Below are 12,382 nucleotides of genomic sequence, written 5' to 3' on the forward strand. Positions count from 1 at the left end.
GAACGGGCGACGGGCGCGATCGGTCCTGTCGAGCGTGCGAGGAAATGCGGCTAGCTGCGCCGCAGCAACCGCGCGACGACGTCCTCGCCGAACTCGAGCGCCTCGAGCGGCACGCGCTCGTCGACTCCGTGGAACATGGCGGGGAACTTGAAGTCCTCCGGCAGTCTCAGCGGGATGAAGCCGTACCCGGTGATGCCGATGCGCAGCAGGGCTTTCGCGTCGGTGCCGCCGGGGATCAGGTGCGGCAGGATGACGGCGCCGGGGTCGACCTCGGAGATGACGGCCTGCAGCTCGTCGATCAGCGGGCTGGTGACCGACGACTCGAAGGCCGGCAGGTGGATCTGCTCGGTGACCTCGACGCGGTCGCCCGCAGCGTCGCGGACCGCCGCGAGCACCTCGTCACGCCGCCCGGGGATGTACCGGACGTCGACCGTCGCGGTCGCGACATCCGGCACCACATTCGCCTTGCTGCCCGCCGAGATGATCGTGACGTTCGAGACGTCCCGGAGTCCCGCGCGGATGCGCGGCGCGCTCGGTCCGACGAGGCTCGCGAGCTCCTCGGGGGTCGCGTCAGGCCCGACGCCGGCGAGCTCGCGCAGGCGCTCGAGCAGGATCGTGGTCGTGTTGCTCAGAATGAGGGGCCACTGGATGTCGCCGATGCGGGTGATCGCCGCGGCGAGGGTCAGCGTGGGATTGTCGACGGCGGGCAGCGAGCCGTGTCCGGCCTGCCCGCGGGCGACGAGGTCGAGCCAGAGCACGCCCTTCTCGCCCGTGTTCATCAGGTAGGCGCGCTTGCCGTCGACCGTGACGCTGTAGCCGCCACCCTCGCCGACCGCGTTGACCACGCCCGCGAAGACCTCGGGGTGCGCGTCGACCATCCAGTCGGAGCCGTACTCGGTGCCGTCCTCCTCGTCGGCGAAGAAGACCAGCACGATGTCGCGCTGCGGACGGAAGCCCTCGGTGTGCAGCCGGCCGACCGCGGCCAGCATCATCGCCACGAAGTTCTTCATGTCGACGGCGCCGCGGCCCCAGAGCATGCCGTCGGTGATGTCGCCGTCGAACGGGCCGTGGGTCCAGGCGGAGGCGTCGGCCGGGACCACGTCGAGGTGGCCGTGCAGCATGAGCGCGGGCAGGGAGGGGTCGGTGCCGGTCCAGCGCGCGACGAGGTTGGTGCGCCCGGGCGCCCGCTCGTAGCGGGTACTGCCGATGCCGTACGAGGCGAGGATCGTCTCGACGTAGTCGGCCGCGGCCGACTCGGGCTCGGCGCGCCCGCCGCCGTAGTTGGACGTGTCGATGCGGATGAGGTCGCGCGCCATCCGCACGACGGGTGCGAGGTCCTCGTCGCGCGGCTGGGTCACGGCAGCAGCTTCTTCGCGTCGTCGAGGGCGCCGCTGAAGGCGAGGCGCAGGGCGGCGAACTCCTGGCGGAGACCGATCGTGTGGGCGCCCTCCTCGATCGCGATGCGCTGCTCGACCTCGCTCCAGGCCGGCATCATCCACGGCTTGCCCGCGGCGGCCGCGGCACGGCCGATGCTGCGCAGGGTCTGTTCCTCGAACTCGCCGACCTGGTAGCCGCCACCGCCGCGGCGGGCGAACAGGTCGCCCGGGCCGACGAAGACGCCGTCGACGGTGTCGAGCGCGAGGATCGCCTCGATGTCGTCGAGCGCCGCCGGGTCTTCGATCATCGGCAGGCACAGGGTCTTCGTGTTCTGGACGTCGGACCAGTCGGCGTCGAAGCCGATGTAGTCCATGGTGCGGCCGCCGGCCAGGCTGCGGTCGCCGAGCGGCGGCAGTTTCGCGAGGCCGCAGACCTCGGCGGCCTGGGCGACGTCGAGGATGTGCGGGATGATGATGCCGTCGGCGCCGAAGTCGAGCGCCTGCTGGATGGGGGAGCGTTCGGGCGCGCCGACCTTGACCAGCACGGTGAGGCCGAGGAGCGACGAGAACGGGATGATGCGGTTGAGGTCGGCGAGGTCGAAGTTGCCGTGCTCGACGTCGAAGATGACCGTGTCGTAGCCGGCACGGGCGACGATCTCGACTCCGGCGACGTTGGGCGTCGAGAACCAGGCGGCGAATTTGGGGCTCATGGGTCAGGCCTTTCCTGCGCTCGCGAGAGCGTCGAGTTCTGCGAGGTCCTCCGGCGGGAGGATCTGTTCTGCGAGTGAGATTCCTGCGCGCACCTTGGCCATAACGGGCGGTTCCCAGGCCATCATGCCGCGCACGCGGTCGACGAGGGCTTCGAGCACGGCGGGCTCGGCGAAGAGCACACCGTTCTCGTCGGCCATAGCGATCATGCCGGGGCGCACAGTGACGCCGCCGACCGAGACGGGCACGTTGATGGCCCCCTGGATCGGACCGGCCGAGAAGCGCGTGGTGAGCGGGGCGAGCCCTGTGGCGTAGACCGCCATGCCCGACTGACGCAGCTCGACGACGTCCGTGACGGTACCGCTGACCGCGGCTCCGACCGCTCCGAAGGCGGAGAGCGAGAACGAGACGCCGCCGCCGAGGGCCGCGTGCGTGGTGTTGTGGCCGTTGTCGATGACGACGAAGTCGCCCGGCCGCACGAGCTTGGTCAGGTAGTGCACCATGCGCGAGTCGGTCGCGACCAGCTTGACCGTGATGACGCGGCCCACGGTGAGTTTCTCACCGCCGACAATGTTGTGGATGCCGCGGGCGAAACCCTCTTCGAGGATGTGGCCGAACGTGGGGAGGTCGAGTCCCGCGAGGGTCTCGATCAGCTCCCGCGAGACCTCGGGGATATCGGTGACGATCCGCACGTCGGGGGAGACGCTCATACCGCGATCCCCACGCTGCCGAGGAACGAGCGCAGGCGCTCGTTGGTGCTCTGCTTGAAGATGTATTCCGGCGTACCGACCTCGCGGATCGCGCCCTCTGTCATGAACACGACGCGGTCTGCGACATCCCGGGCAAAGCCCATCTCGTGCGTGACGACGATCATCGTCTGGCCCTGCTGCGACAGCGAGCGCATGACCTGCAGCACATCGTCGACGAGCTCGGGGTCGAGCGCCGAGGTGGGCTCGTCGAAGAGCAGGATGTCGGGCGCCATCGCGAGCGAGCGGGCGATGGCGACGCGCTGCTGCTGTCCGCCCGAGAGCTCGGAGGGGTAGTGGTGCGCGCGGTCCGCGAGACCGACGCGGTCGAGGAGGGCGAGCGCCTGCTTCTTCGCCTCGGCAGGCTTGATGCCGCGCACGTGGGTGGGGGCGTGCGCGATGTTCTGCAGCGCGGTCATGTGCGGGAACAGGTTGAACTGCTGGAACACCATGCCGAGGCGGCGGCGCTGGGCGGTGATCTGCGTCTCGTTGAGGTGGTGCAGCTTGCCGTTGGTCTCGTCGTAGCCGAGCAGTTCGCCGTCGAGGTAGATCGAGCCGCTGTCGATGGTCTCGAGCTGGTTGAGTGTGCGCAGGAAGGTCGACTTGCCGGCGCCGGACGGGCCGATGAGTACGACGACTTCGCCGCGGGCGACGTCGAGGGAGACGTTGTCGAGCACGAGCGAGTGCCCGAAGGACTTGCTCACCTCGTGGGCGCGAAGCAGGGGGAGGGCGTTCACTGGTTGTCTCCTTCCACGGAAGCGGGAACCTTGGCGGCGGTCGGTGTCGCGGGGTCGACGGGACGCGGCGGCTTGGACTTGACGCGGCCGACGACGCGGCGGTTGAAACCGCGGCCGAAGCGCTTCTCGAGACGCGACTGCAGGAAGTACAGGACGCTCGTCATGAACAGGTACCAGATGCTGGCGACGATGAGCAGCGGAATGACCTTGCCCGTCGTGACGTAGATGCCCTGGGCGGAGTAGAACAGGTCGGCGACCGCCATCACCGAGACGAGCGATGTGCCCTTCAACATGATGATGATCTGGTTGCCGGTGGGGGGAACGATGGCGCGCATGGCCTGCGGCAGGGTGATCTGCAGGAAGCTCTTACGCGACGAGAGGCCGAGCGACTGGGCGGCTTCCTTCTGGCCGTTGGGCACGGAGAGCAGTCCGCCACGCACGACCTCGCACATGTACGCCGCTTCGTTCAGGCCGAGGCCGAGGAGGGCGGCGAGCACGGGGTTGATGAGGTCGTTCGTCGACGCGCTGAAGAACGGGTCGGCGCCGGGCAGGCCGAGTTCGACGCGGGGGATGAAGATCGCGATGTTGTACCAGAAGATGAGCTGCACGAGCGTCGGGGTGCCGCGGAAGAACCAGACGAAGAAGTCCGCGACGGCCTTGACGAGCTTGTTCGGCGATAGACGGGCCGCGGCCAGGAGGATACCGAGCACGATGCCGATCGCCATGGCGCCGATCGTCAGATAGATCGTGGTCCAGAGGCCCTGCAGGATGGCGGGGAAGAAGAGGTACTTCGTGATGACGGGCCACTCCACCGTCGGGTTGGTCACGAACGTCCAGAGCACGGCCGCGGCCAGGGCTCCGACGACGATCGTCGCGATCCATTGGCCCGGACGGCGCCGGCGCCGGGCGGTCGACACGTCGACCGGTGTTAGCTCGCTCATCACTACCTCTTTCTTCCCCGCTATCGGTTACTGCGGTGGTTCGTTACTCGTCTTCGGCCAGGTTGAAGCCGAACTCATCCATGGCGTTCTCTTCGATGCCGTACTTCTCGAGCAGGAAGTCGTAGGTGCCGGCGTCCTTGAGCGCGTTGAACGTGTCGAGGAGGACGGGGACGATCGGGGCTTCCTTGGGTGCGAAGGCGCCGACCCAGAACGGCGGGAAGCCGTTATCGGTTGAATTGGCACCGGAGATCTCGAGGGTGTCGTCCTGCGACACGTAGTACGTGAGCGGGATCTGCGACGAGAACGCGGCGTCCGCGCGGCCGGACTTCACCGCGAGGATCGCGGTGTCCTGGTCGGCGAACAGCGAGATGTCGATGGGGGTGTCGCACTCGGCCTGCTGGGCTTCGAGCACCTTCTGTGCTGTTCCGCCCTGCAGCGTGGCGATGGTGTGGCCGCAGGTGTCGTCGAGTCCCTCGATCTTGTCGTCGGCGGTCTTCTGCTGGAGGAACACCACGTACTCGGCGATCCAGACGGCGAAGTCGTAGTTGGCCTGCGTGGCGGGGATGTCGGACAGGGGCGAGATGCCGGCGTCGTACTTGTCGCTCTCGAAGCCGGTGTAGATGTCGGCGCTGGTGGGGGCGACCTCGAGGTCGATCTCGATGCCGAGAGCGGCCTCCATCGCGGCGACGGTGTCGAAGTTGATGCCCTCGTAGGTGACGCCGTCTTCGCCCTTCTGCGAGTAGGGCGGCAGGGTGATCGTGGCGAGACGCAGCACGCCGGACTCCTGAATCTCCGCCGGGAGGGAGTCGTGCAATTCCTGGCTGAACTCGGGCAGCGGCATGCCGCCCTCGGTCGGTTCTGCGCTGCTGCTGGTGTCGGTGTCGGCACCTGCCGCGCAGCCCGCGAGCATGAACAGTGCGGCAGCGGTGGCGGTGGCGACTGCCACGCGGGACTGGATGCGAGTGGCCATGCGGCCCTCCTTCTCATAAATTGCGAATGTGATTCGGTGCTGGTGGTATGCACAACCTAGGGCATATTTGTTTCGTTCGTGTGACAAATTTGCCTGGATAACCTCACCTTCTTAGATCTACAATGGGCAAACCCTTAGTTCGGAAGGAATCGCGCAATGAGCGGCACTTGGTATGACGGCCCGATAATCGATGCCCACACCCACCTGTGGAACCTGACGGAGAACGACCACTACCCCTGGCTGCGACCCGCGGGCAACTTCGGACCGAAGGGCCGCCTCGACGCTCTCAAGGGCAAGAACTACGTTCTCGACGACTACCGCCGCGACATCGCCGGCACGGGAGTCGTCGCCTCGGTGCACATCGAAGCGCTCTGGGAGACCGCGGCAGATCCGGTGAACGAGACCCGCTGGCTCGAATCGCTCGGCTCACCCGACCTCGCCTCGCGCTACGTCGCCGCCGCCACGTTCGGCGTCGCCGGAACGCGTGCCGAGCTCGAGGCGCAGGCCGCTTTCGACCGCGTGCGCGGCATCCGCCAGGTCATCGCCTGGACGCCCAATCCCGAGCGCCGCATGGCCGCCGAGGCGGACATCACCCGTCGGCCGGAGTGGCGCGAGGCGATCACCACCCTGCTCGACCTCGACCTGCACCTCGAGCTGCTGATGTACCCGCACCAGGCACAGAACGTGGCCGAACTCGCGGCCGACTTTCCGACGCTGCCCATCGTCGTCAACCACATCGGCAGTCCCATCGAGCAGGATGACGCCGGGCTCGAGCTCTGGCGCGACGGGGTCACACTCATGTCGGCGCAGTCGAACGTGCTCGTCAAGCTCTCGGCCGCCGCGGCCTACCCGACCGAAAAATCTGTCGACGCGATGCGCCCCTTCGCCGACCACCTCGTCGGCTCGTTCGGGGCCGACCGCGTGATGGTCGGCAGCGACTTCCCGGTGGGCACCCTCGTCGGCTGGAGCTACGCGACCTACATGGACGCCTACCGCGCCGTGCTCGAGGGCAACTCACGCGACGAGCAGGCCGCGATGTTCCACGACACGGCCGCCCGCCTGTATCGGATGGCGGTCTAGACGTCGTGCTTGGAAATCGCCCTCAGCATGCGCTCCGTGACGTTCTCGGGTTCGGCGTGCACGAGGGCGATCGAGGTCACGGTCTGCTGCACGCCGGCGATGTTCCACACCTCGTTCGCGAGGATCTGACGGAGGTCGTCGAAACCGTGGGCGCGGATCTTCACCACCATGTCGTTGCTGCCGGTGACGACGCTGATCTCCTCCACGCCACGGATCTCGAGCAGGTGCGAAATAACGACGCTCTGGTCGTGGCCGATCGCCGCGACGATGGACAGGTAGGCGACCGTCGAGTTGCCGAGGCGCTCCCAGTCGATGTCGACGCTGAAGCCGCGGATGACGCCGCGCTGCTTGAGGCGCGCGATTCGGTCGGCCACGGCGGGCGACGACATTCCGAGAATGTCCGCCAGCTTCGACTGCGGGATTCGCGCGTCGCGCGACAATTCGACCAGCAGTTTCGTGTCGATCGCGTCGAGCTCGACGCTCGGACCGCTCGGCAGAATGCGCTGGGCGAGCGTCTTGAGCGGGGAATCGCTGATCGGCGGAACTGCGGCCATCGGATGGTCTCCTTCTTCACCTTAAAAAATGCCCCTCGTCGGGCGCAAACTCATTATAAATCGATAGCCGGGAGGCAGTGATGACTACCGTATCCAAGTTGACAGAGTCCCGAGGCGCATGGATGATGCTCGGCGAACCCGGCCTCACCGCCCGCATCGCCGGTGCCGGATTCGACTGGATCCTGCTGGACCAGCAACACGGTGCGATCGGCCCGGACCGTCTGGTCGGACTCGCCCGTGCGCACGACCACGGCGCCTGCGAGCTCGCGGTGCGCGTGCCGTCGGCGGATCCCGCCGCGATCGGCCGCGCGCTCGACGTGGGTGCCTCGATCGTGGTCGTGCCGCTCGTGCAGACCGCCGACGAGGCGCGCGCCATCGTCGCCGCGGCGAACTACCCGCCGGTAGGCGGCCGCAGCTGGGGTCCGCTGACCCCGCTCTGGGGAGCGCCGACCCCGGATGCCGCGTCCGCGAAGCCGCGCCTGTGGCCGATGATCGAGACGCGCACGGCCCTCGACCAGCTCGACGAGATCCTCGCTGTCGAGGGACTCGACGCCGTCTTCATCGGACCGTACGACCTCTCGCTCGCCCTCGGTATGACCCTCGCCGAGCTGCTCGCCGACGACCGCGGGCCGCTCGCCACGATCGTCGCGGCCTGCCGGAAGGCGGGTGTGGCCTGCGGTGCCTTCGCCGGGTCGCCGGCCAACGCCAAGCGCCTGGCGAAGTTCGGCTTCGGCCACCTCGCCGTGACGACCGACCTCGGCATCATCGACGCCGGTACCGCGTTCGTCCTGCCGGGATGGGGCGCGCCACGCACGCTCTACTAGTCGCCGTCGGCCGGGTGCTCGGCGCCGTGGGCGGCCGGTCAGACGCGGTCGACCGTGTCGCGCAGCCGGGGCGCGAACGGCAGCAGCACGAGGCCGAACACCGCCGTGACCACGAGCGCGCCGATCGCCGCGGGCACGACGCCCGTGACGTTGCCGACCGCACCCACGGTGAGCACGACCGCCGCGGCGACGGCGTAGGTGATCGCCCCGTACGCGGAGGAGAGAGCGCCCTGTCGCGCCGGGCTCGCACCACGCGAGAGTGCGACGAGGCCGGCGCGGTACGAGATGCCGATGCCGATGCCAAGGGCGGCGAACCCGGCGAGAGAGAGCGGCGGGGAGTCGACGACGGCGCCGGCCGCGATGCCGAGCGCTCCCACCGAGAGGAGCACCACTCCCGACATCCACGGCACGACCCTGGCCAGGTGCGGGCTCGCCAGCTGGCCGGCCGCGCTCGAGCCGAGCATCAGGGCCGGTCCGACGGCCCGTACCAGCGGGGAGTCGAGCTCGGCGAACACCGTGGCGCCGAGCACGATCGCGACGCTCACTCCCGCCCAGGCCACGCACCCGGTCGCGAGGTAGCGCGCGTCGGAGAGCCGCAGTCGCAGCTTCTCGGGCACGCCGGCGACGGTCGCGAGGGCGAGGCGGTTGGGGGCACGGCGCACGCGCAACACGATGGACGCCGCGACGAGCACGACCAGCACCGCGATGCCGTGCCAGAGGAACACCTCGTGCGTCGCGGCGCTGCCGCGGAGTTCGATGACGATCTGGGATGCCGCCGTGCCGACGACCGCTCCGACGAGGTTGCCCGTGGCCGAGAGCGCGCGCCCGCGGGCGCCGATCGCGGCGACGACGAGCGCGGCCGCGGCCCCGGTCGCGAGGCCGCCCGCGACACCGGCGACCATGCGCCCCACGAGCACCGACCACTCGGTCGAGAGCGAGAGCAGCGCGTCGGCGCCGAGCGCGACCGCGAGCGCCGCGAGCAGCAGGCCCGTCGCGTGCCGGGTGAGGCTCGGCCGAGCGAGCACGACGAGCGCGATCACGAGCACCGTCACGTAGAACACGAAAGTCAGCGACAGCACGAAGGGCTCGAGACGCAGAACCTCGCGATACACCGGCAGCAGAGGGTTGACCGCGTTGGTGCCGGCGAGAAGCAACGAGAAGGCGACGGCGACGATTCCGGCCTGCGCGAGTGCCCAGAAGCGAGATTCGGGCGCGTCTACGGTATTGGAATCGGTCATAAACTTAACTATAGAAGGTTTGCTTCCTCGACGGTTTTACATAGTAAGGTTCGTTCCAACGTTTCTATGAAATACCCAGATCGGTGACCATCATGAGCTTGACCTTCTCGCGGCGTATGGAACGCGTGCGCCCCTCCGCGATCCGCGACCTGCTCGCCCACGGCGCCGATCCCCGCCTGATCTCCTTCGGTGGCGGCTACCCCGACCAGCGTCTGTTCCCCGTCGCCGAGCTGCGTTCCGTGTTCGACAGCGTGCTCAGCGACGCGACCGGCAGCGCGGCTCTGCAGTACACGACGTCGGAGGGTCTGCCCGCGCTCCGGGCCGCGATCGCCGACCGCCTCGCCGCCAAGGGAACGCCGACCGCCGCGGACGACGTGCTCATCGTGCAGGGCGGCCAGCAGGGGCTCGACCTCGTCGGCAAGCTCATGCTCGATGCCGGCGACACCGTCATCGTCGAAGACCCCACGTTCCTAGGCGCGCTCATCGCGCTCAACCCGTTCGAACCGCAGTACGCCACCGTGCGCATCGACGACGAAGGAATGGACGTCGAGCACCTCGAGACCGTGCTCGCGCGTCATCCCGAAACCAAAATGATCTACACGGTCCCCGACTTCCACAACCCGACCGGCGTGACCATGAGCCTCGCGCGTCGCACGCGGCTCATCGAACTGGCCAACCAGCACGACCTGTTGATCCTCGAGGACACCCCGTACCGCGAACTGCGCTACGACGGCGAGCACCTGCCCACGCTGCGCAGCCTCGACACCGAGGGCCGCGTCGTGCACCTCGGCAGCTACTCGAAGATCCTCGCGCCGGGCATGCGGCTCGGCTGGGTGATTGCCGATCCCGACGTGCTCGCGCGCCTGACCCTGCTCAAGCTCGCCGCCGATACCCAGTCGTCGACGCTCAACATGTCGGCGATCCTCGCCTACACCCAGCAGTACGACCTCGACGCGCACATCGAGCGACTCGTCGACGCGTACCGGATCAAGCGCGACCTCATGCTCGCGACCATCGACGACACCTTCCCGGCCGGCATCGAACGCACCACCCCCTCGGGCGGCCTGTTCACCTGGCTCACCTTCCCCGAGGGCTTCGACAGCACGGCCTTTATGAAGGATGTCGCACTGCCCGAAGCGCGGGTCGCCTACGTCCCGGGCGCCTCGTTCTTCGCCGTCGACGTCAAGACCAACCACGCGCGGATCAACTTCTCCGGACTCAGCGAAGACGACATCGTCGACGGCATCAGCCGTCTCGGCGCGCTACTCACCACCCACCTCAAGTAAGGGAGCACCACGATGACCACCCTCTCCGACGCGATCGAGGCCCTGCCGCTCGTCGACCACCACGTGCACAGCATCCTCCCGTCGTCCATCTCGGAAACCGAGTTCATCGACGCGATCACCGAGGCCGACCACGCGTTTTCGCGCGAGACCGCGTTCGACACGCAGCTCGGCTTCGCGCTGCGCCGCCACTGCGCGCCGATCCTCGGGCTGCCGGCGTTCGCCACCGGCGAGGAGTACCTCGCCAAGCGCGCCGAGCTCGGCTACGAGGAGACCACCCGCCGCCTGCTGCGGGCCTCGGGCATCTCGGACTACATCATCGACGGCGGCTACCTGCCCGAGCAGCTGCTGCCCGTCGACGAGTTCATGGGCCTGGCAGACGCCACCCCGCACACCATCGTGCGCCTCGAGACCGTCGCCGAGGCGGCGATGGACGGCGCGACCTCGTACGCCGACTTCCTCGAGCGCCTCGCGGCCTCGCTCGCCGAGAAGGCACCGACCGCGATCGGCTACAAGTCCGTCGCCGCCTACCGCTGCGGGCTCGACCTCGCCCCCGAGCGCCCCACGGCCGACGAGCTCGCCACGGCCGCGTCCGACTGGTTCGACCTCGTGCAGTCGTCGGGGTCCATCCGCCTGGTCGACAAGGTGATCGTGCGCCACCTCATCTGGTGGGCGCTCGCCGACGAGAAGTCGGTGCTGCAGATTCACGCCGGCTTCGGCGGCACCAACCTGATGATGGAGACCGCGAGCCCGGTGCTGATGCAGAAGCTGGTCGCGGCGACGCAGCACACGGGCGGACGCATCGTGTTCCTGCACTGCTACCCCTACGCCCGCGAGGCCGGATTCCTCGCCCACCTCTACCCTCACGTGTACATGGACGTCGGCGAGGCGCTGAACTACGTCGGCGCGAACGCCGTCGGCCTCGTGCGCGAGAGCCTCGACCTCGCCCCGTTCAACAAGGTGCTGTTCTCCAGCGACGCGTGGGGCCTGCCCGAGCTGGTCTACCTGGGCGCCAAGCTCTGGCGCGACGCGACCTCCGTGGTGCTCGGCGAGTACGTCGAGCGCGACGGCTGGCCCGAGTCCGAGGCGCTGCGCGTCGCGACCCTGACCGCGTCGGGCAACGCCGCGGTGCTGTACGGGCGCAGCTTCTAGGCCGCGCACCCGCCGATTGCCACGAATCGACCCATCCCGCAGCGGGATAGGTCGATTCGCGGCATCCGGGCTAGGCCCGCTCTAAACGCGGCTGAACCAGTAATCCCGCAGCCACTCCAGGAGCCGTTGCGCCTCGTCGTTGCCGCTCGCGAGCCGCACCTCGCCGGTGCTTGCGTCGAACATGTCGTCGTACCCGGGCAGGGCCGTGATCGAGTCGTCGGTGAGCGGGCGGAATCCCATGGTCCAGTCCGGGAACTGGCGTTCGGTGATCGGTTCTTCACTGACCACGTGGATGCCGCGATGGCGCGGATCCGCGGCGATGACCGTGAACCGCGCCGCCAGCTGCTCGTCGGGGCCCTCGAGGATCTGGATGAAGCGGCCCCGGTGATAGAGCAGGGCCCCGGTCAGGTCGTGGCGCACGTTGTTCGCGCGGGCCTGGACGAGGATCGCGGCGATCTCCTCGTCGGTCATGTAGGCCGCCGCGGCGCTCACGTAGGCGATGGATTTCATGCGATTCCCCGAGTATTCATCAGGCGAGTCTTGCCGCTTTGGCGGCACCGGACTACGCCCACTACTGGGGCCGCGTCTGCGCTGCCAACCCCGATTCCATTTGTGGTGACTAAGATTCAGCAAGAGCGGGACGAGGGGGATCGAATGGCGTTCGTCACAATCGACACCGGGGTGGCGCAGGACCTGTCGGCTGCCAGGGCGACGTGACCTCCGTATCCGCGCATCGCGTCGGGGGCGAAGCGCCCGGTCGACGGCCGCGACTG

13 protein-coding genes are annotated in these 12,382 nt (G+C 68.4%); 4 read left to right on the forward strand and 9 right to left on the reverse strand.

The window, feature by feature from the left end:
• Positions 1-50: 50 nt before the first annotated feature.
• The 6 genes from HD599_RS01370 to HD599_RS01395 are packed head-to-tail and all read right to left on the reverse strand — an operon-like array spanning position 51 to position 5,478.
• Positions 51-1,358: a M20/M25/M40 family metallo-hydrolase gene (locus HD599_RS01370; RefSeq protein ID WP_343061820.1), complete on the reverse strand. Its 1,308-nt coding sequence runs from the start codon at positions 1,356-1,358 to the stop codon at positions 51-53.
• Complete coding sequence (locus HD599_RS01375) at positions 1,355-2,086, reverse strand: HpcH/HpaI aldolase family protein (protein ID WP_184232952.1); 732 nt, start codon at positions 2,084-2,086, stop codon at positions 1,355-1,357. Before HD599_RS01375 ends, HD599_RS01370 begins: the two co-directional genes overlap by 4 nt.
• Positions 2,087-2,089: 3 nt before the next feature.
• On the reverse strand, positions 2,090-2,794 hold the full coding sequence (locus tag HD599_RS01380) for an RraA family protein (protein ID WP_184232954.1): 705 nt from the start codon (positions 2,792-2,794) through the stop codon (positions 2,090-2,092).
• A complete protein-coding gene (locus HD599_RS01385; RefSeq protein WP_343061821.1) occupies positions 2,791-3,567 on the reverse strand; it encodes an amino acid ABC transporter ATP-binding protein in 777 nt (258 codons plus the stop codon). Before HD599_RS01385 ends, HD599_RS01380 begins: the two co-directional genes overlap by 4 nt.
• On the reverse strand, positions 3,564-4,508 hold the full coding sequence (locus HD599_RS01390; protein ID WP_184232956.1) for an amino acid ABC transporter permease: 945 nt from the start codon (positions 4,506-4,508) through the stop codon (positions 3,564-3,566). Before HD599_RS01390 ends, HD599_RS01385 begins: the two co-directional genes overlap by 4 nt.
• Positions 4,509-4,551: 43 nt before the next feature.
• Positions 4,552-5,478 (reverse strand): transporter substrate-binding domain-containing protein, encoded by a 927-nt coding sequence (locus HD599_RS01395; protein WP_184232958.1) that lies wholly within the window; start codon positions 5,476-5,478, stop codon positions 4,552-4,554.
• A 156-nt stretch (positions 5,479-5,634) separates the two neighbouring features.
• Here HD599_RS01395 and HD599_RS01400 point away from each other — a divergent pair, with 156 nt between their 5' ends.
• On the forward strand, positions 5,635-6,558 hold the full coding sequence (locus tag HD599_RS01400; RefSeq protein ID WP_184232960.1) for an amidohydrolase family protein: 924 nt from the start codon (positions 5,635-5,637) through the stop codon (positions 6,556-6,558).
• Here the strand turns inward: HD599_RS01400 and HD599_RS01405 are convergent.
• The gene (locus HD599_RS01405) at positions 6,555-7,112 is read right to left on the reverse strand and encodes an Lrp/AsnC family transcriptional regulator (protein ID WP_184232962.1); all 558 of its coding nucleotides are present in this window, start codon (positions 7,110-7,112) and stop codon (positions 6,555-6,557) included. The two genes, HD599_RS01400 and HD599_RS01405, sit on opposite strands and share 4 nt — an antisense overlap.
• A 98-nt stretch (positions 7,113-7,210) precedes the next feature.
• Between HD599_RS01405 and HD599_RS01410 the strand changes: the two genes are divergently transcribed.
• The gene (locus HD599_RS01410) at positions 7,211-7,936 is read left to right on the forward strand and encodes an HpcH/HpaI aldolase family protein (RefSeq protein WP_184232964.1); all 726 of its coding nucleotides are present in this window, start codon (positions 7,211-7,213) and stop codon (positions 7,934-7,936) included.
• 38 nt (positions 7,937-7,974) lie between these two features.
• Here HD599_RS01410 and HD599_RS01415 read toward each other — a convergent pair whose 3' ends face one another.
• Entirely contained in the window at positions 7,975-9,174 is a 1,200-nt protein-coding gene (locus HD599_RS01415) for an MFS transporter (RefSeq protein ID WP_184232966.1), read from the reverse strand.
• 92 nt (positions 9,175-9,266) lie between these two features.
• On the opposite strand from HD599_RS01415, the gene HD599_RS01420 reads away from it, so the two are divergent.
• Both HD599_RS01420 and HD599_RS01425 read left to right on the forward strand, forming a co-directional pair.
• Positions 9,267-10,460, forward strand: a complete 1,194-nt coding sequence (locus tag HD599_RS01420) for an aminotransferase-like domain-containing protein (protein ID WP_184232968.1) — start codon at positions 9,267-9,269, stop codon at positions 10,458-10,460.
• A 12-nt stretch (positions 10,461-10,472) separates the two neighbouring features.
• A complete protein-coding gene (locus HD599_RS01425) occupies positions 10,473-11,609 on the forward strand; it encodes an amidohydrolase family protein (RefSeq protein ID WP_184232970.1) in 1,137 nt (378 codons plus the stop codon).
• A gap of 81 nt (positions 11,610-11,690) precedes the next feature.
• Here HD599_RS01425 and HD599_RS01430 read toward each other — a convergent pair whose 3' ends face one another.
• Positions 11,691-12,119: a BLUF domain-containing protein gene (locus HD599_RS01430; RefSeq protein WP_184232972.1), complete on the reverse strand. Its 429-nt coding sequence runs from the start codon at positions 12,117-12,119 to the stop codon at positions 11,691-11,693.
• Between the last annotated feature and the right edge of the window lie 263 nt (positions 12,120-12,382).

Origin of the sequence: Conyzicola lurida, assembly GCF_014204935.1 — a bacterium.
Lineage (GTDB): Bacteria > Actinomycetota > Actinomycetes > Actinomycetales > Microbacteriaceae > Conyzicola > Conyzicola lurida.

Bases quoted from the DNA above. Each gene is read 5' to 3' on its own strand.
- HD599_RS01375 (WP_184232952.1), bottom strand. From the start codon at position 2,086: ATGAGCCCCAAATTCGCCGCCTGGTTCTCGACGCCCAACGTCGCCGGA.
- HD599_RS01380 (WP_184232954.1), bottom strand. From the start codon at position 2,794: ATGAGCGTCTCCCCCGACGTGCGGATCGTCACCGATATCCCCGAGGTC.
- HD599_RS01390 (WP_184232956.1), bottom strand. From the start codon at position 4,508: ATGAGCGAGCTAACACCGGTCGACGTGTCGACCGCCCGGCGCCGGCGC.
- HD599_RS01395 (WP_184232958.1), bottom strand. From the start codon at position 5,478: ATGGCCACTCGCATCCAGTCCCGCGTGGCAGTCGCCACCGCCACCGCT.
- HD599_RS01400 (WP_184232960.1), top strand. From the start codon at position 5,635: ATGAGCGGCACTTGGTATGACGGCCCGATAATCGATGCCCACACCCAC.
- HD599_RS01405 (WP_184232962.1), bottom strand. From the start codon at position 7,112: ATGGCCGCAGTTCCGCCGATCAGCGATTCCCCGCTCAAGACGCTCGCC.
- HD599_RS01415 (WP_184232966.1), bottom strand. From the start codon at position 9,174: ATGACCGATTCCAATACCGTAGACGCGCCCGAATCTCGCTTCTGGGCA.
- HD599_RS01420 (WP_184232968.1), top strand. From the start codon at position 9,267: ATGAGCTTGACCTTCTCGCGGCGTATGGAACGCGTGCGCCCCTCCGCG.
- HD599_RS01425 (WP_184232970.1), top strand. From the start codon at position 10,473: ATGACCACCCTCTCCGACGCGATCGAGGCCCTGCCGCTCGTCGACCAC.
- HD599_RS01430 (WP_184232972.1), bottom strand. From the start codon at position 12,119: ATGAAATCCATCGCCTACGTGAGCGCCGCGGCGGCCTACATGACCGAC.